This is a genomic window from Salinicoccus sp. RF5 (assembly GCF_020786625.1).
Lineage (GTDB): Bacteria > Bacillota > Bacilli > Staphylococcales > Salinicoccaceae > Salinicoccus.
Genome location: NZ_JAJGRC010000001.1, coordinates 75,871 through 98,843, shown reverse-complemented (window position 1 = coordinate 98,843; position 22,973 = coordinate 75,871). Strand labels below are relative to the sequence as shown.

The following is a 22,973-nucleotide window of genomic DNA, read 5'->3' as shown; positions in this document are numbered from 1 at the left end:
CCCCTTATTTGCTGTCGTTGTCGAGTCCGGCGTTCACACGATCTTCATCAAGATTATCGTTCGTCGTCACCGACTGGTTTACAGCTACCGGCAGATTATCCGGGTCATTCTCGGCTGTTGTGGAATACTTGGTGTTGAAAGCACTGTTGCGCTTCTGTCTCATCTGCCATTTGTCGGCAACTTCCATTGCAACATTGGACCATTGTACAACTTGGGAAATCTTATCTTCATTCTGTGATATGTTGTGAGTGATTGAATTCGTCACCCTATCTACAGAAGAGTTCAAGTTATTCATGGAATGTCCGATACCTTGTACAGCATCCACAACGGAATTGAGTTTTGCAGATTTACCCTGCACATCCTCTGCAAGACGGTTCGTCTTATGCAGGAGGTCTGTCGACTCTCTTGTGATACCTTGAATTTGTCCTTCTACTCCATCAAGTGTCTTCGCTACATGATCCAGATTCTTTTTGACTGAGAACAGTACGACCGCCAAAGCGATACAAAGAATCAGGAAGGCAATAGCAGCAACACCTGCGGCAATATACAAAATTATCTGCCAATCCATTTTAACGCCTCCATCTATATCTTTATTTGTTATTCACTCTTTAAATTAACCCAAAAGGTTATGGTATAAACATTTTATCAGGATAATAGCTCGGTAAATCTTTTCTCGTATTTCTGGATGTCACCGGCCCCCATGAATATGATGACGGCTTCTTCATGTGAATTGAGCTTTTCGATATCTCCTTCTGCAAGCAGTTCAGCGTCCGGTATCAGATCCACCAGATCCCGGCTGGTCAGGGCGCCTGCGTCCTCCCTCGCCGAACCGAAGATGTCCACGATGTACGCCTTATCCGACCCGGAGAGGGCTTCTGCAAACTCGTTCAGGAACTTTTCGGTCCTCGAGAATGTATGGGGCTGGAAAACGGTGATGATCTCCCTCCCACTATATTTCTTCCGGGCCGTCTCGAGCGTTGCCTGTATCTCTTTCGGATGATGTGCATAATCATCGACGATGACCATGCCGTTCCTGAAAGTTTCGCTGAACCGGCGCTTCACTCCGCCGAAGGTCATGAATGCCTTCTTGATGTTCTCCATATCAAGGTCTTCCAGGTAGCCCACTGCTATTACCGCAAGGGAGTTCAGCACATGATGGTCACCATACATCGGTATGGTGAACGTGTCCAGGTGCTCCCCTTCCACACTGACGTCAAAGCGTGTCCCCTTCGAGAGGACTTCAATGTTGGAGGCACTGATGTCATATCCCTCGCCGATGCCATAGAAATAGACCGGCACATTATAGGACATTTTTCTTGTATGGCTGTCCCCGCCATAGGCGATCACCGCCTTTTTGACCTGGCCGGCCATTTCAGTGAATGCATCGATGACATCCTGCAGGTCCCTGAAATAGTCCGGATGGTCAAAATCTATATTGGTGATGATGGCATAATCGGGATGATAGCTCAGGAAATGCCGCTTGTATTCACATGATTCGAAAGTGAAGTACTTGCTGTCCTCAAGACCGAATCCTGTGCCGTCCCCGATGAGGAATGTCGTGTCCACGTCCCCATTCATCACGTGGCTGAGCAGACCCGTGGTGGAGGTCTTCCCATGTGCACCCGTGACCGCTATGGAAGTGAACTGGGACATGAATTGTGAGAGGAACTCATGATAGCGTATGACCGGATAGCCTTTTTCCCTTGCTGCACTGATTTCGAGATGGTCGTCACCGAAAGCATTGCCGGCAATATAGGTATAACCTTCAACGATGTTCGCCTCATCAAAGGGCAGGATGCTTATCCCCTTGTCGCGGAGCTGGTGCTCAGTGAACACTTCCTTTTCTATGTCGGCCCCCTGGACTTCATGACCAAGATCATGAAGTACTTGGGCCAGCGCACTCATGCCTGCGCCCTTTATTCCTATAAAATGATATTTTTCCATGGGCTCACCATACTTTCATAAAATGGATTCATCGGAATATCCCTTTCAGATGGGAAAGAACATCTTCCTTGATTTTTTGAGTCAGCACCCCGGCATTCACCCGGAGCGGTTTATTGGATGTTGGAATCTGGATCATCATGTCGTTGCCCTCAGCGAGCTCCTTCGCCCCGTCGACAACCTTGGACTTGCCGTCTTTGAACGAGATGCGCGTCTGCATCATCTGGAGCAGTTCGAAACGGAGGCCCACGTCGTCCCTTGAATGGTTCATGATGAGGTGTACGCCGAGGGGTTTTCCCTTCTTCAGGATCTGGACGATGGCCCGTATCGCTTCTGGATTATTATGTTCGAACAGGTCTGCGAGGTCGTCGATGACGACAACAATGACACTCTTTTTGGAGTCATTGCCGACCCGTTGGTTGAAGCTGTCCAGATTGCGTACATGCGCCCTTCTGAATTGGTTGTGCCTGTTGTTCAGCTCTTCGAGGATATCCTTCAGTACATGCTTGTCGGTGATGGACCTGGATGCACTGAACATATGCGGCAGCCCTTCATATTCCCTGTAATGGGCTTTGTCGGAAGCAATCATGATCTGGAGCTCCCTTGGATTATGGTTCATCATGAGGGAGAAGAGGATATTGTCGACCACTGCAGATGAATATTCCTCCGCTCCACCGTAGACCAGTATTTGACCGGCCTTCTTCAGCGGGAAGCTGAAGATCTGGTCATCCACTGTTTTTCCCACCACAAACTTGAAGTCGTTCTTTCTGAGCTTGAGGCTGCTGGAGGAGAAGAGTGTACTGAAAGGTATCGTGTATGGCTCGGGCAGGATGAACTCCACACCGATGTTGCTGGTACCGGCTATGGGCACAATCAGTTTGAAGTCTTCAAACGGCATCACAGAAAGCAGATGTTCTTTCAGCTTTCCTACCACATTCAGCCTGAAGTTCCTCCTCATCGAGAGCTCAAAGCGGCCGACGATGCCATTGGTCCTGTACGCAACGATACTGACAGGCACACCGATGGCCTCGAAGGCGGCAGCAACTTCATCGGCGAGCACTTCATCCACCCTGTCGTAGCTGCCGTCCTGGCCCTCACCCAGTATATGTAGGGGCGGCAAAGTGTTTTTGGGCCCGCTTCGTTTTGCCTGGGCCTTGTTTTTCGCCCTGTACTTGTTCTTGTCATAGGGGGTCATCATGACATTGAAGGGAGAAGTGGACTTCTTGTCGGCGCCGGACTCCTGAACATCGGTTTCGGGCTCAATTTCCTGCTCCATCTTCGCCTTGCCGGACTGGCCGGTAACAACCCCGATGGACCTTTCGGCTTCCGCCTTCTCCGCTCTTTTCTCCATGCGCTCACGCTGCTTCTTTTCCCGCTGCGCCCTCTCCCTCTTCAATTCTTCTACAATTGGTGATGAATATCCGGATTTCTGATCTCCGGAGGAAGCTTCCGTCTCATCCCGGCCCACAGCATTCGGATTCCCTTTCGAGCCGTGGATTGCAGAAGGCACCGCTCGTGCCTTGCTGATCGTGTTCTTCCTCGGCCTCTTTCTGGAATAGCGGCTTTCTCCAAGTAGTGACTTCTGTTGCTCTCTTCTTATCAAATCGCTGCCTTCAAGGTTTTTCCCTTCTCTTTCGGCAGGCTTGGCAGGTGTTTCCCTGCCATCCTTGTCATCCATATCCAAAGGAAACCTGAAGCGTTCCCTGTCGGTACGCCCCTCTTCAAGATTACGATTGAATTGTCTTCTCCTTCTTGATCTATCCATCCGCCTCACCCTTACTTCACTTCAAATGGTTGCGCTACTTCATAGCTATCGTCCAGTACATAGATCCCTTTTACACCATCATCCTCAAGGTTCAGTTCCTTCTTTGAACAGATCATGCCCTTCGAGTCCACGCCCCTCAGTGTGGAAGGCTTGATATAGAGGCCATCAGGCATGATTGCGCCGACCTTTGCCACGACGACATGCTGGCCCGCATCCACATTCGGAGCCCCACACACGATCTGCAGCTCTTCGTCCCCGACATCCACCTTGCATACATTCAGCTTGTCTGCGTCCGGGTGCTTTGATTTTTCGGTTACTTTTCCGACAACGAACTTCGGAGAGAGATCCGGATTGATTTTCGCGACGCCCCTGCTTTCGAGCAATGCATTTATGCTTCCTAAAATCTTCTCATCCGCCTTGATGTTCACCGTGTCCGGCAGTTCGATATGCTTTGAGGCCTCAAAGATATTCAGGCCGATGATTTCATCACCGTCCCTGATCACTGTCAGAGTTTCATGGAATTCATATTTTGGGTTTTCAGCTTTCTTCAACGTGACAAGCAGTACATCTCCAACATGCTGGTAATTATAAGTCAGTTTCATTCTTCTCTACCTCTTTTATGATTCTTTTGTTTGCCCAGTATGAACACTGGTTCCAGTTTCTTTTCCCGGTATGAAAACGAGAGGGAAGTGATCGGCGTCAGCCCTTCAGCGAAGTACTGCATCATCATCTGTGCCATGATGTCATAGCCTACGCTGTTCCTCACATTGGCGATGATCAATACATCCTGGTGCGGCAGTCCGACCATCATTTCCCCATCGAAGCCGTCATGCATTTCATCAAGGAGCTGCGTGTTCAGGATCCGCGTCGCATCATAGCCGTCATTATGGTTGATGAAATAGAAGTCGTTCTCCTGGATAGACTCCTTCTTATAGGAGACGGGAAGGCGCTTCATGTTTTCATCCGCCAGCTTCCGCAGCGCCTCCTTGTCGAGCCCCAGCGTCTTGAGGAGGGGCTCATCAATCAGCCTGTAGCTGTTCTTGAAGTCCACTGCATAATATATGCGCGTCTCATTCGTATGGCCATCCGTGACGAATGCATCCCCCTTCTTGTTCTTCCTGTGGAAGCTTGAAGAGCGGATGACGGGATAGACGGCCGATGCATCCAGGGAGATCTCCTCCTCCTTCATGCGTTCAAGCGTCTCATCTATATAGTAGACGACTTCCTCTATGAAATTCTCATCTTTTTTGACCTTATCCACGGCTTTCGACAGGGCGATGTCGAGACCTTTGCCGTTATCATTGCGCTCCACCCTGAGCATCTCCTCTTCCCTGTCAAAAGAAGTCTGGAAATCATTGCGCTTTTCATTTAGCTTCTCTATGATTCTATTTTTAAGCTGGAAAATATTCATCAGATTGCCTCCAGTTCTATTCTTTCGCACCAATTCTTAATTTCTGGTCGCCATCTTTGATCAGGCCTGCACGTTTCAGCAAAGTATAGAATAACAGAGTTGTCAGGGCAGGTAAAACGATTTGGAACACGAGGATGAGCAGCCATACTTCGAGCGAAGGCCCCATCGTTTCGATGGTCATGATCTGTCCGACCAGGCCGCTTGTGCCCATTCCCGCGCCGGCGGCATTGTTTTCCATCGGGAAGAAGACCGTCATGATGGGAGCGATGACGGCACTTGCCAAAACAGGCGGCAGGATGATGAACGGATTCAGAAGTACGTTCGGGACCTGCAGCATGGAAGTGCCGATGCCGATGGATATCAATCCGGAAAATCCATTATCCCTATACCCCGTTACAGCCAATCCTACCATATGGCAGCAGCAGCCGATGACTGCCGCGCCTGCGGCAAGTCCACTCAGGTCGAGCATCAGTGCAAGTGCTGCGCTTGAGAGCGGCGCCGTCAATGTGATGCCGAAAATGACTGCTACGAGCATCCCCATTATGAAAGGTCTCTGCTCAGTCGCAAAGATGATCACTTCGCCCATGCTCGTCATGAAATCGCCGATGACAGGTCCGATGAACCGGGCGACGATATAGCCCAGCACGATCGTCAGGAAAGGGGTGACGATGATGTCGATCTTGGTCCTTCCCGCATACAGGCGTGCGACTTCAATTGCGATGATGCTTGCGATGTAGCTGCCGGCTGCTCCGCCCATATCGTAGGCGGCGTAGCTTACGACAACTACAGAAAATATGACGAGCGGCGAGGCTTTCAGGCCATATGCGATGGCGGCACCGATTGCCGCCCCCGTCATGCCCATCGCCACCGCTCCGACCTCCTTCAGGCTTTCAAGGTAGGGAACATAAGTCCCGACCGTATCAATGATGAGGCCGATGATGAGGGAAGAAAACAGACCGAGTGCCATGAAGCTCATGCCATCAATGAACCATCTTCTAAGCAGGCGCCTCATCAGCGGCCCCTCAACTGCTCGACCCTGTCGGCATCGATGCCTTTAACGAGTTCCATCAGCATCTTCTTCGCATGCATGTAGTCCTCGGAGTTGATGATCGAGTGGCTCGTATGGATATAGCGGGCCACGATGCCCACAACAGCACTGACCACCCCTTCATTGGAAACATGGATGCTGCCTGCATCCGTGCCGCCCGGGGACTGGTAGTACTGGTATTTGACGTCATGCTGCTCCGCCGTCTCAAGCATATAGTCACGCATCGACTTGGACAGGATCATCGTCCGGTCCATGATGCGGACGAGCGTCCCTCCACCGATCCTGCCGATGTCATCCTTCTTGCCCAGCATATCATTTGCCGGGGAGCAGTCGACTGCAAATGCGACATCCGGCTTTATCAGGTTGGAACTCACTTTTGCCCCCCTGAGCCCCACTTCCTCCTGGACATTGGCCCCGACATAGAGGTCGCATCCCAGGTCCACATCAGCGAGGGCCTCCAGCGTCTCTATGGCGATCAGACAGCCATAGCGGTTGTCCCATGCTTTTGCGAGCAGCTTGTTCTCCTGCTCCAGCACTTCGAATTCGACATCCGGTACGATGGAATCACCCGGGCGGATTCCCATGGCCTCGAGGTCTTCCCTGCTGTCGGCCCCGACATCGAGGAGCATATCATCCAATTCCACCGACTTGTTCTTGCCCTCGCCTTTTCTGAAGTGGACGGGCACGCTCCCGATGATTCCGGTGATCTGCCTGTCTTCTGCCGTCCTGACCTTGAATTTGTGGCTCAGCAGGACATCATTCGACCAGCCACCGAGAGGGGTGAATTTGATCATGCCATTTTCGGTCAATTGCGTGACCATGAAGCCCACTTCATCCATATGGCCGGCAATCATGACTTTTGGGGCGCCTTCAACCTTGGATTTCTTGACCGCAAAGATGCCCCCGAGGCCATCCTGCACTATTTCATCCGCAAAGGGTTCCATCTCTTTCCTCATATAGTCGCGGACCTGGTCCTCAAAACCGGGTGCGCCATGGAGTTCCGTCAGAGTCTTCATTCTTTCCAATGTGCTTTTTTCAATTTTCATTCAAATCCTCCTTTTTGTAATCCTTCTACTGATAAAATATGTTAAACTGATTGCGATAAGGAGGTCATGACATGCTATCCAAAATCGTCAGAGCACTGCTCATCTCATCAGTCATCCTGCTTCCGGTAGTCGTCTGGTTCAGGCTGAACAGGCCAATCCATCCCCAGACGGTCATCGACCGGCTGTACAGGCAGTATGAAGATATCTCATTCGTTTCTATCGACTACCATGCCAACAGGAACAGATTCCTTGGCATTGAACGCGAAGTATTCACAGGCCGCTTCCATACGCACGAAAATGCGGGTAAGAAGCGCTATAAATTCACCGCTGATGCATATACTGGAGAAATCATGGAAGCTACTGAACTGTAGATTTCGTGATTTTTTTGAATGTACGGTGTATCCTCTCCAGCCCATCTTCGACCCTATGACGGCTTGAAGCGACATTGAACCGGAAATGCCGGTTCTTTTTCATGTCGTATATGTGTCCGGGAGACACCGCGATACCGCCGATGTCGATTAGGGCCTTATGTACTTCCTCATCCGCAAGGCCGCTCTTTTCAAAGCTGATCCATGCCAGGTAGGTCGCCTCGGGCTTTTTGAAATCAAGCCATTCGGACATGTGTGCAGTGATGTAGTCTTCGACGAGCTGCATGTTCTCTTCGATGTGGCTGTTCAGCCCGTCCACCCACGCCCCGCATTCCGTATATGCAGCATGGAGCGCTTCGAGCGCCAGGCTGTTTGCAGCCCCCATGCCGTATCTGGATGCAATGTTGCGGGCGATCTTCTTTCGGAGCGCCTTATCCCTCGTAATGAAATAGGAGTGCGGGATGCTGGCGAGGTTGAAGGTCTTCCCAAGTCCTGTCGTCACCAGCATCGGGTCACCGTCCGCCATCAGTTCCACCATCGAAACGAACTGTCCTTTCGGTCGCACAAAATCCATATGGATTTCATCGCTGATCAGAAAGACGCCCGTCCTGAGGCAGATTTCCCGGATCTTCTCCAGTTCATCACACCTCCACACCCGCCCGGTGGGATTGTGCGGATTGCAGTGGATGTATACTTTCACATCGTCCCGGCTGCAAAGCGCTTCAAAACGTTCGAAGTCGAACTGCCATCCATCACCATTTTCGAGCAGTGGGCAGTCGACGATCTTCCGGCCGTTCCCCTTCACCATTCCTATGAATGCGTTATAGGAGGGCATGGTGAGGATGACACCATCCCCTTCTTCGGAAAATTGTCTGACCACCTCACCGATTGTAAACATCACAGAGGGCGCATAATGGATCTCCTCATCCTCGAGGGTGATGCCGAACCTCTCGTGCCACCAGCCTTTCACCGCCCCATAGAACTTCGGATTCTGCCACTTCGTATAACCGAATATGCCGTTGTCGATGCGCTTCTTCATTGCATCCGAGACCGCTTCCGGCGTTTCGATGTCCATGTCCGCAATCCAGAATGGTTCGAGCCCGTCCGTCCCGAAAAGCTTTTCGGTCCCCTCGTACTGGACGCTGTATGTACCTTCCCTTGTCGTCTGCCTATTGAAGTCAAAAGTGCTCAAGTGATCTCCTCCAAACTGATCCAGAATTTATATTGTCCAAGTATATTTTATCATTCTTTCACGGTGAAATACACGACATTAAAAAAAGCATCTTCAGAAAGATGCTTTGAGTCTGTATATTTTATTTCCCTTGGCTGAAAACTTGTCTTCGTACTCCGTCCTTATGTTGTCTTCCGGTTCGTCTGCATGAAGATCGAGCTTCACTTCATGGAAGACCATGCCGAAGTTGTTCAGGCTCTCGAGACTGTACTCGAACAGCCCCCTGTTGTCTGTCTTGAACTGGAGGAGACTTTCTTCGGCCAGGATGGAGCGGTACTTCTCAAGGAATGCCTCATGGGTCAGACGGCGCTTTTCATGCCGGTTCTTCGGCCATGGATCGGAAAAATTGAGGTAGATCCGGTCCACTTCGTCCTTGTGGAAATACGTATCTATTTCACGTGCATCGAGCAGCAGAAGCCTGACATTATTAAGTTCCGCCTCCAAGATCTTCTCCACGACACGTATCATCACATTCTTGTCCAACTCTATGCCCACATAGTTGATATGCGGGTTGCGGGCGGCAAGCTCCGTTATGAAGGTGCCCATCCCCGTACCGACTTCTATATGAAGCGGCCTGCTTTCGGGAAAGAAGTCACCGATCCTCCCGGAATAGCTCCCATCCGTATCCACGATATTGCTGTTTTCATTCAGAAATTCCATTGCCCAGGGCTTATTGCGCATTCTCATTTAAGTTTCCCACCTGTTACTCATATCACTCGAATATTTAATATTATATAAAACGGTCTCTCTGTATTACTTTATTGAGGAAGATGATCCAATCATTCATATCCTTGAAACGCTTATGATCTTCATACCATTGGATCATTGTGATCGCCTGCACGAGTGTATACCACTTCATGCGTTTCATCAAAGTCCTGTCCAATGGCTTGCCGTAGACTTCCAGCCATTCCTTCCAGTCATCCGGTTCCACATAAGTGTAGAGGATCATACCGAGATCTATCGCAGGATCCGCAATCATTGCACCTTCCCAGTCCACCAGATAAAGCTCATCCTGGTCAGAGAGGAGCCAATTGTTGTGATTGACGTCTCCATGGCATACTGTACAAAATGCTTCATCGATCAGGGGCATCTCATTTTCCAGGTATTGGATTGCAGAACGGACGGTATGGTGGGCATTGACTTTCGGGGATAATGAGGTCTGTATCTTGTTAAGCAACAGATCCGGCAGCATGGGTTTCATGCCGAGCTTTTTCAGCATAGTGAGAAGAGGACCTGATGTATGGATTTTCTTCATCAGTGAGGCTACCCTCTCCGAATGCATCTCTTCACGGGTCAGCTCCCGGCCATTTTTCCAGTGCTGTGCTGTCACTACTTCTCCGGTCTCTATTCTTTTGGTCCAGACCAGTTTCGGTACAATACCTTCAGCGGACAGCGCTGCAAGGAAAGGGCTGGCATTGCGTTTCAGGAACAGCTTCCTGCCATCTTGCTCTGCCTTATAGGCTTCGCCAGATGCTCCACCAACGGGGTCGAGTGTCCAGCCGAGCTGATAGAAATGCTCCAAATTCCACACCTCTTTTCATCATCAAAGAAAAAAGCGCTAAATATTTAAGAATAAGATAGCGCCAGTTTCTGTTCGTGTTATAAATTTTATAGGGTTTTATGGTTTATTTCAAGGACTATTCTCCACAGATTTTATGACAACCGAGCGTTACGTGCCCACAAAACCATACAGTGTAAGCGTTGAGCCCCCCAAAATTAATTAGGGTAATTTTTCAGGTTAACATTATTTAACCAGGTTTAATTTGTGGATTTTCTGGTCGAATCCTTCCTGTATCACCTGTGTGATTTTCCCTTTCGAACCGTCAGCAACCTTTTCGCCATCGACATGTGACACAGGCGTGACTTCCTGGGTCGTGCTTGTGATGAATACTTCCTCCGCCGATTTCAGTTCATCAAGGGTGAATGCCTTTTCCTGATATTCTATTTCCCGCTCCTGTGCAATCTTCAGCACTTCCTGTCTCGTGATGCCATTCAATATCAGGTGGTTTGCCGGATGGGTCCTGAGCACTCCATCACTGACGATGAATACATTCGTGGAGGACCCTTCAGTCACCACTCCATCACGATGCAGTACTGTTTCGTGGGCGCCGGCGCGCACTGCACGCTCCTTTTCCATGACATTTGCCAGCAGGTTCAAGCTTTTGACATGGCATTTCAACCATCTGTAGTCATTTGCCGTGATGATTTCCACGCCCTCCTCCATCTGGAGGGAAGGTCGTGACAAGGCATTCATATAGGCGAGGATGACCGGTTCGGCACCTGCAGGATAGGCATGGTTTCTCGGGTCTATGCCCCTCGACACCTGGATGTAGATGGATCCGTTTTCGATGCTGTTGCGCTCCTTCAACTGGGTGATGATTCCAATGAGCTTCTCCCGTTCGAGACCGTTGATTTCGATTTCTGAAGCACTTCTGACCAGACGGTCCATGTGCTCCTCAAGTGTAAAGAACTCATTGTCATATACTCTTACCACTTCATATACACCATCACCGAAATAAAAAGCGCGGTCGTTATAGTCTACTGAAATTTCATTGTCCCTTTTGAATTCTCCATTATAGTAGCTTATTTTCATCCATCTCACCCTTTATACAGATTCTATGCAGTGCTTCGAGGTAAATCTCCGTTGCCTTAAGCAGCTCATCAACCTTCATGCGTTCGTTTTTCTGGTGCATCGTATCTACAGTATCCTTGAACATCGCCCCAAAGGCAACACCCTTTTTCAAGGTGCGGGCATATGTCCCCCCTCCGATGGTGAATGGCTCCGTGTCATCATCCACATGGTTGCGGTAGGCATCTGTCAATATTGCCACCAGCGGGTCCTCCCTGTCGACATAATGGGGAGGCTGATACTCAAGATCTTCGATGGCGAACCCCTGTGCATATACCTCTTCCTTCAGACTGGCCATACCGCCTTCGAAATCGATGCCTTTCGGATACCTCAAGTTGACTCCGAATATGCCGCCATCCACTTCCGTATAGTTGATCATGCCCACATTTACGGTCGTGTCCCCCATTTCAGGGTGCGAGAATTCCATTCCAAGCAATGAGCCGTCCGTGCTGCCGACCAGCCGCGCCATCGCAAATTCAGTAAAGGCTGCAGCATTGTTGTCCAGTGCCAGGCTATCCAGGAAGCGGAGGAGAATCAGGCCGGCGTTCACGCCGACTTCCGGAGTTGAGCCATGGGCGCTTCTTCCCTGTATGCTCAGTTTCAAAAATCCATTGTCCACTTCGTAGGCGCCATCCGCATCGACTTCCCGCAGGAAGTCTTCGTATGACTGGATCACCTCACTCATATTCTGCTGAACCTTCAGTTTCGCTTCAGCGTCTTCCGGCACCATATTATACCGCTCGCCGGAAATCAGCACCTTCAGCTCAATCTTCGGCTCCTTCTCATCCAGCGGCATCGGTTTCTGCACGAAATTGAATGTGGAGATGCCTTTTTCTCCATGAATCAATGGAAATGCCGCATCCGGCGCAAAGCCGGCATCGGGCATCTGTTCCGAGTTGAAGTACGCATCCGTACACTGCCAATCCGATTCCTCATCGGTCCCTACAATCAGACGCGTACGATATTTGAACGGCAGCCCCTGTTCATGAAGGATCTTCATTGCATAGTAGGCTGCAATGGTCGGGCCTTTGTCATCCTGAACGCCGCGCGCCACTATCTCATCATCGATGATTTCAGGGACGAACGGATCCGTATTCCAGCCTTTTCCGGGTGGCACCACATCCACATGGCCCAGTATGCCGAAGAGCTTATCCCCTTCACCGGCTTCGATATGGCCCGCAACATTCTCCACATCCAGGGTGGACATGCCATCACGGGTCCCCAGTTCCAGCATGTAATCCAGTGCCGCCTTTGGTCCTGTGCCGACCGGTGCTCCACTGGAAGGTTCCCCTTTCACACTTTCAATTTTCAAAAGCCCCATCAGATCGTCTATCAGACTCTCCCTATAGTCATCCACCAGCGCTTTATAATCCATGAACGTACTCTCCCATCATATGTAACAGAATCTTTTCATCAATAATAAAGAAAAAAATATGTAAAAACAAGAGAACAGGGCAATAAATGCGCCTGCTCTCCATTATTATAGCTATTTCTTTTTGTTAGAATCTTCATCATCGTCTGTAACGACATGGATATTATGATTGTCGTCCTTTTCTCCCTGGTCGTCCAAAACATCTACATCTGTTGCATTGTCTTTGTTCAGACCGCCGAAGGAGACATCATCCTGCAGATGCTCTTCCGGGTGAATGCCACCTTCTGATACCCACTCATTGTTCATCTGTTCTGCAGTGAGCTGGCCTTCAGCATCCATTCTGTCAGGTTTCGTATAATGCTCATCATCACCGCTTACACTGCTTTTTCCCTGAGTCGGTGAAATCTTGTCATTCTGATTGTTTTCATCATTTTCATCATTCGGAACCTGGTCGGCTTCGTCCCTGTCCATTCTGGATCTGACCTTATCCTGTGCACTCTGTGCATAGCCTTTCGGGTCTTCCTTGGCCTTGCTGAACTCAGATTTTGCCTTCTCCTGATATTCGCCGGCCTGCTTCGTCACCTTTTCCTGATATTCACTTGCCTGTTTGGTGACCTTCTCCTGGACATTCTGCGCGTAGCCCTTAGGATCCTGCTTCACCCTGTCATATTCACTCTTGGCCTTTTCCTGATATTCCCCGGCCTGCTGGGACAACTTCTCCTGAACATTCTGGGCATAGCTTTTAGGATCTTCCTTCACTTTATTGTATTCATTCTTCACAACATCGCGGTTCTCTTTTTTGGACAATTGCTTTGCAGCAACTGCGAGCCCGAGCATTGCCGCGACTTTCAGTAGTCCTCCTGTTTTTCTAGCCATTTCCAACACCTCTTATTAAGTATTTTGTTTTGATATCTGATTCATATTTACCCCATCAGAATACCCTTAAACCTTTTTGATCAACTTGATTTCATTTTCACTTAATCTTCTGTAATCCCCTGGCGTAAGGTGTTCATCGAGTGCGAGATTTCCGAACCTGATGCGGTGGAGTCCAGTGACTTCGTTGCCCACGTGGTGGAACATCCGCTTGACCTGGTGGAACTTCCCTTCCGTAATCGTCAGCTCCACCTCGCGGGGGCCCAGCCTCTTTGCAGATGCCGGGGCTGTCGTGAACTCCTTCAGGGGAATGCCGGATTCAAGCTGTGAGATATCCGCTTCCGCCACTTCCTTCTCGAGTTCGGCAACATATGTCTTACCTATCCTGCTTCTGGGGCTCAGCAGTTCATGCGCAAGCTTCCCGTCGTTGGTGATGAGCAGCAGGCCGGTAGTGTCCTTGTCCAGCCTGCCGACTGGAAACAGCTGATCCTTCTGGGGGTGGTCGATCAGGTCGATTACCGTCGGGGTCGGCCCCTTCTCTGTCGATGAGATGACGCCTTGCGGCTTGTTGAGCATGATGTAGATTTCCGTCTCCAGCACTACAGGACCGCCGTCCAGCTGTACACTAGCATCCGAGGACACCCTGGCCTTCGGATCCGTGACGGTTTCACCCTCCACGGTGATCCTCTTCTTCTTTATCATGTTCTTCACTTCACTGCGGCTGCCGATGCCGGCATTTGCCAAATACTTGTCCAGTCTCATCTAAAGCACCTTCAATTTCTTCCTGATTTTGTCCGCCCGGCTGCCGAGTATTTCATCTGCCAGCCCGGTCTTGAACGACAGCAGCATGTACACCAGCCCACCGATCGGTACAGCCACTGCCATGATGAGGACGGAGTTCAATTTTTCCGATACATCCAGATTGAGCATGAGTATATAATAGATGATTTCCACCACGAGCAGCATGACGAGGCTGTATACTACAATTTCAGCCAGCGGTCTGATGAGCGGCCTGAAGCGGAATTCCCCATACTTCTTGATGATCATGAAATTGATCAGTACGCCGATGCTGAGTGCGATGCCCGTGCCCATTACGGCACCGACAGTCTGGAACTGCATGATGAGCGGAATGTTGATCGCCGCCTTGATTGCCAACATGATCAGGACCACGTACAGGGTCAGGTTCTGCTTGTCGATGCCCTGTACGATCGAGCATGTGATCGTGAACAGCGAGATTGCGATGCTCACCGGAGCATAGAAGAGCAAAATCTTTATGCCCATTTCATTGTAGCTGTAGAACGATGTATAAAGTGGTGCCGAAAGTATCATCATACCGACCGCAGCCGGAATGACGAAGAAGAGCAGCATGAGCACCATCATCTTGATCTGCTCGTGCACATCTCCCATCTTCCCGCGCTGGTAGTTCTTCGTGATGAATGGCAGTATTGTGATTGCAAATGCAGATGCGAAAGCCGTCGGGATCATGACCAGCTTGTGCGTCGTCAGGTTCAGCATGCCGAACCATGCATCATGGTACTGTTCCGGCACGCCGCCGAGGGCAAGGCCGTTGTTGTGGGTCAACTGGTCGATGAACAGCGTCAGCGGAATGCTGATGCCCACGATTATGAACGGGATGCCATAGCGGATGATCTCAGAGTACATTTCACGGTATGAAAAATCATAATCCGTATCATCCGTCGCCACCATGCGGTCGATATGCCCCTTCCTTTTCCTCCAGAAATACCAGAGTGTAGCCATCGCAGCAAGGACGCCCACGAAGGCGGCAAAGACCGCCACTTCATTTGCTGTCTGGACTGTACCGTCCAGAACATAGATGACGATGAATGCACCGCCGAGCAGGAAGGCGATCCGTATCAGCTGTTCGATGACTGCGGAGACGCTTGTCGGGCCAAATGACTCGAACCCCTGGAATATGCCGCGCCACGTCGCCATGAACGGCACGACGATGACGGCTACACTGACGACCCTGATGATGCGCGTGACATCTTCGGTCGACCAACGGTGGGCGCCATCCCCAGCTGCGAGCATCTGCAGTTCGGCGATGAACGGCGCAGCCAGGAAGAGCGCGAGAAAGGCGATGAAGCCGGAACCAAGCATCACAAGGAGGCTCGAGCGGTAGAGCTTCTGGCTGGTGGCATAGGCTCCGAGCGCGTTATACTTCGATACATATTTGGATACGGCCCCCGGCACACCCGCTGCTGCAATCGACAGCATGATGGTGTATGGTGTATAGGCATATCCGTAGAGGGCGAGGTTTTCCTCGCCGCCCATTATGCTGTAAAATGGAATGAGGTACAGCATTCCAAGAAGCTTCGTGATGAATGTTGCGATGGTCAGCAGGAATGTACCCCGTACCAGATTATTTGAATCAGACATTTTATAACCCTCTTACTTTAAGAATAATATCCATTATAATCGAAAGCATATCAGTTTTAAACAAAAAGGAGAACATCCCATGTACCATACGATAGTAGTCGGCGGCGGTGTAAGCGGGCTCATGGCCGCCTATGCCGCGTCCGAAGACGGCAGCCGCGTCCTGCTCATAGAAAAGAACAAATCCCTTGGGAAGAAGCTGCTGATCTCGGGCGGCGGACGATGCAATGTCACGAACAGGCTTCCCTACGAGGAGATCATAAGTCACATCCCGGGCAACGGAAAATTCCTCTATGGTCCCTTCAGTACCTTTGATAACGAAAGCATCATACAATTCGTCGAGTCCCGGGGCGTCTCCCTTAAGGAGGAGGACCACGGCAGGATGTTCCCCGTCACCGACCGGGCACAGGATATCCTCACCGTATTCCTCGGTGCCCTTGAAAGGAACGCAGTTGAAATCCGGACGGAGACCATCGTCAGGCAGGTGCTTGTGGAGGATGGTCATGCTGCGGGCGTGGAACTGGCGGATGGAACGATGATCCGGGCGGATAATGTCATCGTCACCACAGGCGGCAGGAGCGTGCCCCAGACCGGTTCCACAGGGGATGGCCACCGATTTGCCGAATCCGCTGGCCATACGATTACGGAACTGTTCCCGACCGAGGTGCCCATCACCTCCCCCGAGCCTTTCATAAAGGAAGGCCGCCTCAAGGGCCTGAGCCTCTCCGACGTCTCCCTTTCGGTACTGAAGAAGAACGGGAAACCGAGGGTGGCCCATCGGATGGATATGATCTTCACCCACTTCGGCATCAGCGGACCCGCCGCCCTCCGGTGCAGCCAGTTCGTCCATAAGGAAAAGCAGAAGCAGAAAAGCGGAACCATCCTCATGTCCCTTGATTTCTTTCCGGAAAAAAGCGCAGGCGCCCTCAGGGCGATGATGGAGGAAATTATTGCCGCCAACCGGGACCGTTCCCTGAAAAATACGATGAAGACATTCCTTCAGGAACGCCTCGTCCTCTTCATGCTGGACTTCCTCGACATTGACGGTGCAACAAGCGGTCATCATGTATCCAAGGAGAATATCGAAAAGATCGTCCAGTTCCTCAAAGCTTTCGAATTCCGTGTTGACGGCACCCAATCGATTGAAAAGGCGTTCGTCACCGGCGGCGGTGTGAAACTTGCAGAAATCACGCCCCAGACGATGGAGAGCCGCAAGGTGGCAGGCCTCTATTTTGCCGGGGAAGTGCTTGATATCCACGGGTACACGGGCGGCTACAACATCACGAGCGCCCTGGTCACCGGCTATGTGGCAGGACACAGCACCACCCTGTAGCATATGACAAAGAACACCTCCCGTCAGGCTGATGGCCGGCCCGCGGGAGGTGTTCTTCTAGTTTGCTACAATATTTACAAGTTTATTCGGTACAACGATGACTTTCCTGACCGTCTTCTCACGGATTGCTTCCTGAACCCTGTCGGATTCAACGGCAATGCGCTCAAGATCTTCCTTTGTCGCTTCTGTCGGCACGTTCATCTTTTCCTTCACCTTGCCGTTGACCTGAATGACGATTTCAATTTCATTCTCGACCAGCTTGGATTCATCGAACTGCGGCCACGCTTCATAGGCGATCGTGTCCGCATGCCCCAACTTCTCCCACAGTTCTTCTGCGACATGGGGCGCCACAGGGGCGAGGAGTTTGACGAATCCTTCGATATGGGCCCTGCCGAGTTCCTCCTGCTTATAGCATTCATTGATGAACACCATAAGCTGGGAAATGGCCGTATTGAAGTTCAGCGATTCGAAGTCCTCAGTCACCTTTTTGACGGTTTCATGGTATACCTTATCAAGATCCGGCGTCTCCCGTGCAACCACATTTCCTCTCAACTGTCCTTCCTCATCAACGAGGAGTCTCCATACGCGGTCGAGGAAACGGCGCGCACCATCAAGTCCATTGTCGTTCCATGCGACCGATGCCTCGAGCGGCCCCATGAACATCTCATATAGGCGCAGCGTATCTGCCCCATGGGAACGGACGATATCATCCGGATTGATGACATTACCTTTGGACTTGCTCATCTTTTCATTGCCTTCCCCAAGAATCATGCCCTGGTTGAAGAGTTTCTGGAAAGGCTCCTTCGTGTGGACCACGCCGATATCATAGAGCACCTTGTGCCAGAATCTTGCATAGAGCAGGTGGAGTACCGCATGTTCCGCTCCGCCAATGTAGAGATCCACCGGCATCCAGTGTTCAATCTTCTCTTTTGAGGCAAGGGCTTCCGTATTGTGCGGATCGATGAACCTCAGATAATACCAGCAGCTTCCTGCCCATTGCGGCATCGTGTTGGTCTCCCTGCGGCCCTTCACGCCATCCTCCCTGACGACCGTTATCCAGTCCTCGTTGTTGGCGAGTGGGGATTCGCCAGTGCCGGAAGGCTTGATCTGATCCATTTCAGGCAGCATCAGCGGCAGTTCGGATTCATCCACGACGCTCATCGTGCCGTCTTCCCAATGGATGACGGGAATCGGCTCGCCCCAATAGCGCTGGCGGGAGAACAGCCAGTCACGGAGTTTGTATGTCGTCTTCTGCTCCCCTGCACCCTTCTCTTCCAGGATGCGGATCGACTTCTCGATTGCCGCCTCCTTGCCGAGGCCATCCAGTTCACCGGAATTGACGTGTTCCCCGTCACCCGTATAGGCTTCTTTGGAAACGTCTCCGCCCGCAACCACTTCCTTGATCGGCAGGTCGTATTCCTGTGCAAATTCATAGTCGCGCTCATCATGGGCCGGTACGGCCATGATTGCCCCCGTACCATAGGAAGCTAGGACATAATCCGCAATCCATACCGGCATCTTTTCACCCGACAATGGATTGACGGCATACGCACCTGTGAATACGCCCGTTTTCTCCTTGGCGAGATCGGTACGTTCAAGCTCACTCTTCCTGGCAGCCTTTTCCTGATAGGCTTCGATTTCGGAACGGTGGTCCTCCGTCGTGATGACATCGATCAGCTCATGCTCCGGAGACAGCACCGCATATGTCGCACCGTGGATCGTATCAGGGCGGGTCGTGAATGCCGTGAACGATTCTCCAGTACCTTCTATTTCAAAGCGGATGTTCGCCCCTTCGGATTTGCCGATCCAGTTCCTCTGCATATCCTTGAGGGATTCCGGCCAGTCCAGATCATCCAGGTCCTCAAGCAGGCGGTCTGCGTATTCTGTGATCTTGAGCATCCATTGCTTCATCGGCTTCCTGACGACGGGATGTCCGCCACGCTCGGAGAGGCCGTCGATGACTTCTTCATTGGCGAGTACCGTACCGAGCGCTTCACACCAGTTCACCGGCACTTCATCAATGTAGGCGAGTCCTTTATTGTACAGCTGGATGAAGATCCACTGTGTCCATTTGTAGTATTCGGGATCCGTCGTGTTGATCTCGCGGTCCCAATCATAGCTGAATCCGAGCTCCTTGATCTGGCGGCGGAAATTGTCGATGTTCTTTTCATTGAAGGCCCTGATGTCATTGCCCGTATCGATGGCATACTGCTCAGCCGGCAGGCCGAATGCATCCCAGCCCATCGGGTGCAGTACATTATATCCCTGCATCCTTTTCATGCGTGAGATGATGTCCGTTGCCGTGTAGCCTTCCGGGTGCCCGACGTGCAGACCGGCGCCTGAAGGATAAGGGAACATGTCGAGTGCATAGAATTTCTTCTTGCCGATTTCGTCCTCCGTTTTGAATATCTTTTCGTTCTCCCAGTGGGATTGCCATTTTCTTTCGATGTCCATATGATTGAACGCCATAAAAATCCTCCTTGAATATAAATAATCCCATGCCTGTATAAGCATGGGACGATCATATATGTATACGACCGCGGTACCACCCGCATTCACCGTTAAGTGCAACTTCGTTCGATGGGATTCAGTTCAGTCCGGATGAGTTCATATGGATCCACTACTGGTTCACAGCATCCACCAGCTCTCTTGGAATGGACTCGCATACTACTATTTCCAACACTTATAAATATAGAATATATTCAGGCAATAAGCAAGCTGTATATTCATTTCGGACGGATATCGAGCCCTTCGAGCTCAAGCAGCCGACGTTTCTTCCCTACACCACCCGTATATCCGCCAAGCGTACCATCGGAGGCGATCACCCGGTGGCAGGGCACGATGATGGAGATCGGGTTCCTGCCATTCGCGTTCGCTACCGCCCTGGAATGGTTGGGACCGCCGCAGTCCGCAGCAAGTGCCTTATAGCTCAGCGTCTCCCCATACGGAATCTCCCGGAGCCTGTGCCACACCTTCCTCTGGAACGCCGTCCCCTCATGATCCAGGCTGATCGGCACCTCGAACTCCCGGCGGCTGCCGGAAAAATATTCCTCAAGTTCCCGGACGCACTGGCGGATGACCCCGGAAGCTTCTCCGGGACCACCCTCCCCTTCCACGACAGCCGCTTCATCAGCATGATCCAATGCGATGATGGCGCCTGCTTCAGAAACGATTTTGAGCCGTCCGATCGGCGTCTGCATAAAATAGGTTTCCTGCATATCAATCAGTCCTTATAGGTGATTTTGAATCCTTGGTCATAGCGTGCGCCGACTTTCCTGAGCATCCACAGTGACGAGAGGGCCATCACAAGCAATATGCCTCCTGCTGTAAGCAGCTGGATGGTTGAAACCCCGTCGTCGCCGATTACACCCAGGATGATGGCGGTCAGCACTAGAACAGCGAAAATCACGATGGTGATCACAATATTGCTTGCAGTGTCCAGCCTTTTCACCGGGTTCTTGCTGCTGACGACCGGATTGGCACTGCCGATATACATCCCCACAGGCACTGCGGCCATCGACATAAGGATGATGAACACCAGCAGCTGGAGCAGGACTCCGATGCCTGCTGAGGAGAACAGCCAGGCGACGGTGAAGGCCGCCATTACTACGGGGGCGGTCGTGAGGAGGGTGAAGCCATACTTTGCACCCGCAATATGCCTCCCGGAGAGCGGCAAAGCCTTCAGCATCGCAAAATGCTCTGAATCCCGCGCGGTATTGTATGCGCCGATGAAGAGGGAAATGACGAGCGTTCCCCCTATCGCCGTAACAAGAAGCTGGCTTGCCCCGAGCGCCGCAGCCGATCCGGCATCCACCGATGTGGAAAAGTAGATGAAGAGCAGCGGCATCAGGTAATACGGCAGCAATGCGGCAATCTCCTTGAAGTTCCGGGTCGTGAGCCTCAAGTCCTTCTCCATGAGTGAGCTGATGGGATGACGCACACGCCCTCCTGACGCCCTGCGCCTCCTGCCTGGCCGCCCCCCTACTTCCCATCCGCGTGAAAGGGCACGCACCGATACGAGTTCGGCTGCCTTCAGGGCCAGCACGGCAGCTGCAATGAGCAGCACCGCAGCGAAAGTTCCCGGGAGCGCTTCATAGCTGTACAGGAATCCGCTGAATGTAATGGGCAGATCTGCCAGGAATGGCAGTACACTGCCGACGGAGCCCCCCACCTGGAGCAAAACTAAATATACCAGTATGAACGAAATGCCGCCGAGGAACGAAAGTATTTCACTGACTTTCCTGACGGGTAGGATGTTCGCCGTCAGGAAGATGAAGGCATACGCCAAAGCGGTGATGAGGATGGAAAGTACAAGAAAGTAGACCAGACTGTCTGCGAGCAGCATCCACTGCCCGAATCTAATGGCCAGGGCCGTTCCGATGACTACTCCCAGGGGCAGCAGGATGGACACAGCATATATGAGACCATGTTTGATGAACTTGGCAAAGAACAGTTCAGTCGTGGATATGGGAAATGACAGGTAGAGCTGCACATTCCGGTCCAGTATCATATCCTTGATGATGAAATGTATCGACAGCAGCAACAGGATGACGACAGCAGTGATCGACAGCAGCAGCATGTACCCATCCAGCACGCTTTCATCAATAGAAAGGGTGAGCGAGAATATCACGGAAACGAGCATCGGCAGCGGAAACAGCAGCAGCAGGAGTCCGAAGATGATGTAGAGCACCATCTTCGTCTCCCCAAGCGACTTCCAGTAGTTGAACAGTGAATGGAGCTCTGTCCGGAGGATCAGACGGATCATGATCAGCTCCCCCCAGTCAATTTCAGGAAGATGTCCTCAAGCGTCGCATCCGGTTCTTCAATACGGCTCCTCAGCTCACCCAGGGAGCCGTGCGCCAGATTCTCTCCATTATATATGATCAGTATATCGGTCGCGATCTCTTCAGCAAGCGCAAGGTTATGCGTGGTCAGGAAGACCGTCTTCCCCTGCTTGATGTAGTCGCGCAGATAGTTCTTCAGGTTCCTGTTGCTTTTCGGGTCGAGACCCACGGTCGGCTCATCGAGGAAAAGGATATCCGGCTTGTGCACCAGGGCGCCGATGAGCGCCACCTTCTGCCTCATGCCGTGGGAGTATTCCTCGACCAGCGTGTCGAGTTTCCCTTCAAGTTCGAACATTTCCACGAGCTTCTGCTGCTCCTCCCTGAAAACCGCCTCATCCATACGGTAGGCACTGGAGATGAAGTTGAGGTATTCCCGGCCGGTGAGCTTGCCGATGAGGTCCGGTGTATCGGGAACGAAGCTGATCCGCTTCTTAAGGTGGATCCTCTCCATCCCCATCTCCTCCCCGAAAAGCTCAACCGCCCCCGACGTCGGCTTGAGCAGCCCGGTCATCATCCGGATGGTCGTCGACTTCCCCGAGCCGTTCGGTCCGATGAAGGCGAACAGTTCCCCTTCCCCCACCGAAAAATCGAGATTCTTCACTGCTTCGTGTGTGCCGTATCTCTTGCCCAACCGGTCCACTTTGATCATATTATCCCCTGCCTCAAATAAACTTTTTCCTCCCTCCATCATACATCAAACAGCACCCGGCAGAAAAGT

At 51.5% G+C, this 22,973-nt stretch carries 21 protein-coding genes; 2 read left to right on the top strand and 19 right to left on the bottom strand.

Annotated features, from left to right (window positions below; all coding sequences use genetic code 11):
• Window positions 1-4: 4 nt before the first annotated feature.
• The 7 genes from LLU09_RS00650 to LLU09_RS00620 form a co-directional block, all read right to left on the bottom strand.
• Window positions 5-568 (bottom strand): DUF948 domain-containing protein, encoded by a 564-nt coding sequence (locus tag LLU09_RS00650; RefSeq protein WP_094905378.1) that lies wholly within the window; start codon window positions 566-568, stop codon window positions 5-7.
• A gap of 77 nt (window positions 569-645) precedes the next feature.
• Entirely contained in the window at window positions 646-1,944 is a 1,299-nt protein-coding gene (gene murC, locus LLU09_RS00645) for a UDP-N-acetylmuramate--L-alanine ligase (RefSeq protein WP_228310040.1), read from the bottom strand.
• A gap of 28 nt (window positions 1,945-1,972) precedes the next feature.
• Window positions 1,973-3,706: a DNA translocase FtsK gene (locus LLU09_RS00640; protein WP_228310039.1), complete on the bottom strand. Its 1,734-nt coding sequence runs from the start codon at window positions 3,704-3,706 to the stop codon at window positions 1,973-1,975.
• Window positions 3,707-3,717: 11 nt separating this feature from the next.
• The gene (gene ytpR / locus LLU09_RS00635) at window positions 3,718-4,308 is read right to left on the bottom strand and encodes a YtpR family tRNA-binding protein (RefSeq protein WP_228310038.1); all 591 of its coding nucleotides are present in this window, start codon (window positions 4,306-4,308) and stop codon (window positions 3,718-3,720) included.
• On the bottom strand, window positions 4,305-5,117 hold the full coding sequence (locus LLU09_RS00630; protein WP_228310037.1) for a DUF1444 family protein: 813 nt from the start codon (window positions 5,115-5,117) through the stop codon (window positions 4,305-4,307). Before LLU09_RS00630 ends, ytpR begins: the two co-directional genes overlap by 4 nt.
• A 16-nt stretch (window positions 5,118-5,133) precedes the next feature.
• Window positions 5,134-6,129: a PTS sugar transporter subunit IIC gene (locus tag LLU09_RS00625; RefSeq protein ID WP_094905373.1), complete on the bottom strand. Its 996-nt coding sequence runs from the start codon at window positions 6,127-6,129 to the stop codon at window positions 5,134-5,136.
• Window positions 6,129-7,211, bottom strand: coding sequence for a M42 family metallopeptidase (locus LLU09_RS00620; protein WP_228310036.1), 1,083 nt, complete (start codon window positions 7,209-7,211; stop codon window positions 6,129-6,131). The genes LLU09_RS00625 and LLU09_RS00620 overlap by 1 nt, the downstream gene beginning before the upstream one ends.
• A 71-nt stretch (window positions 7,212-7,282) precedes the next feature.
• Here LLU09_RS00620 and LLU09_RS00615 point away from each other — a divergent pair, with 71 nt between their 5' ends.
• Entirely contained in the window at window positions 7,283-7,582 is a 300-nt protein-coding gene (locus LLU09_RS00615; protein WP_094905371.1) for a hypothetical protein, read from the top strand.
• Here the strand turns inward: LLU09_RS00615 and LLU09_RS00610 are convergent.
• The 8 genes from LLU09_RS00610 to LLU09_RS00575 form a co-directional block, all read right to left on the bottom strand.
• Window positions 7,569-8,771: a MalY/PatB family protein gene (locus tag LLU09_RS00610; RefSeq protein WP_228310035.1), complete on the bottom strand. Its 1,203-nt coding sequence runs from the start codon at window positions 8,769-8,771 to the stop codon at window positions 7,569-7,571. The two genes, LLU09_RS00615 and LLU09_RS00610, sit on opposite strands and share 14 nt — an antisense overlap.
• A gap of 93 nt (window positions 8,772-8,864) precedes the next feature.
• Window positions 8,865-9,497 (bottom strand): tRNA (guanosine(46)-N7)-methyltransferase TrmB, encoded by a 633-nt coding sequence (gene trmB / locus LLU09_RS00605; RefSeq protein ID WP_228310034.1) that lies wholly within the window; start codon window positions 9,495-9,497, stop codon window positions 8,865-8,867.
• A gap of 43 nt (window positions 9,498-9,540) precedes the next feature.
• The gene (locus tag LLU09_RS00600; RefSeq protein ID WP_031544355.1) at window positions 9,541-10,332 is read right to left on the bottom strand and encodes a phosphotransferase family protein; all 792 of its coding nucleotides are present in this window, start codon (window positions 10,330-10,332) and stop codon (window positions 9,541-9,543) included.
• A gap of 222 nt (window positions 10,333-10,554) precedes the next feature.
• Window positions 10,555-11,403, bottom strand: coding sequence for a D-amino-acid transaminase (dat, locus tag LLU09_RS00595; RefSeq protein ID WP_228310033.1), 849 nt, complete (start codon window positions 11,401-11,403; stop codon window positions 10,555-10,557).
• Window positions 11,384-12,814 (bottom strand): dipeptidase PepV, encoded by a 1,431-nt coding sequence (gene pepV, locus LLU09_RS00590; protein ID WP_228310032.1) that lies wholly within the window; start codon window positions 12,812-12,814, stop codon window positions 11,384-11,386. Before pepV ends, dat begins: the two co-directional genes overlap by 20 nt.
• Before the next feature lie 111 nt (window positions 12,815-12,925).
• Complete coding sequence (locus LLU09_RS00585; protein ID WP_228310031.1) at window positions 12,926-13,687, bottom strand: apolipoprotein A1/A4/E family protein; 762 nt, start codon at window positions 13,685-13,687, stop codon at window positions 12,926-12,928.
• A 66-nt stretch (window positions 13,688-13,753) separates the two neighbouring features.
• The gene (locus LLU09_RS00580) at window positions 13,754-14,446 is read right to left on the bottom strand and encodes a pseudouridine synthase (RefSeq protein ID WP_228310030.1); all 693 of its coding nucleotides are present in this window, start codon (window positions 14,444-14,446) and stop codon (window positions 13,754-13,756) included.
• Window positions 14,447-16,081: a putative polysaccharide biosynthesis protein gene (locus LLU09_RS00575; protein ID WP_228310029.1), complete on the bottom strand. Its 1,635-nt coding sequence runs from the start codon at window positions 16,079-16,081 to the stop codon at window positions 14,447-14,449.
• 79 nt (window positions 16,082-16,160) lie between these two features.
• Here LLU09_RS00575 and LLU09_RS00570 point away from each other — a divergent pair, with 79 nt between their 5' ends.
• Window positions 16,161-17,411: a BaiN/RdsA family NAD(P)/FAD-dependent oxidoreductase gene (locus LLU09_RS00570; protein ID WP_228310028.1), complete on the top strand. Its 1,251-nt coding sequence runs from the start codon at window positions 16,161-16,163 to the stop codon at window positions 17,409-17,411.
• A 57-nt stretch (window positions 17,412-17,468) separates the two neighbouring features.
• Here LLU09_RS00570 and leuS read toward each other — a convergent pair whose 3' ends face one another.
• The 4 genes from leuS to LLU09_RS00550 form a co-directional block, all read right to left on the bottom strand.
• Window positions 17,469-19,880: a leucine--tRNA ligase gene (leuS, locus tag LLU09_RS00565; RefSeq protein WP_228310027.1), complete on the bottom strand. Its 2,412-nt coding sequence runs from the start codon at window positions 19,878-19,880 to the stop codon at window positions 17,469-17,471.
• A 257-nt stretch (window positions 19,881-20,137) separates the two neighbouring features.
• Window positions 20,138-20,629 carry a methylated-DNA--[protein]-cysteine S-methyltransferase gene (locus LLU09_RS00560; RefSeq protein ID WP_228310026.1) on the bottom strand — a complete coding sequence of 164 codons (492 nt, stop codon included), beginning with the start codon at window positions 20,627-20,629 and terminating at the stop codon, window positions 20,138-20,140.
• Between the two features lie 5 nt (window positions 20,630-20,634).
• Complete coding sequence (locus LLU09_RS00555) at window positions 20,635-22,176, bottom strand: hypothetical protein (protein WP_228310025.1); 1,542 nt, start codon at window positions 22,174-22,176, stop codon at window positions 20,635-20,637.
• A gap of 2 nt (window positions 22,177-22,178) precedes the next feature.
• On the bottom strand, window positions 22,179-22,904 hold the full coding sequence (locus LLU09_RS00550; protein WP_228310024.1) for an ABC transporter ATP-binding protein: 726 nt from the start codon (window positions 22,902-22,904) through the stop codon (window positions 22,179-22,181).
• Between the last annotated feature and the right edge of the window lie 69 nt (window positions 22,905-22,973).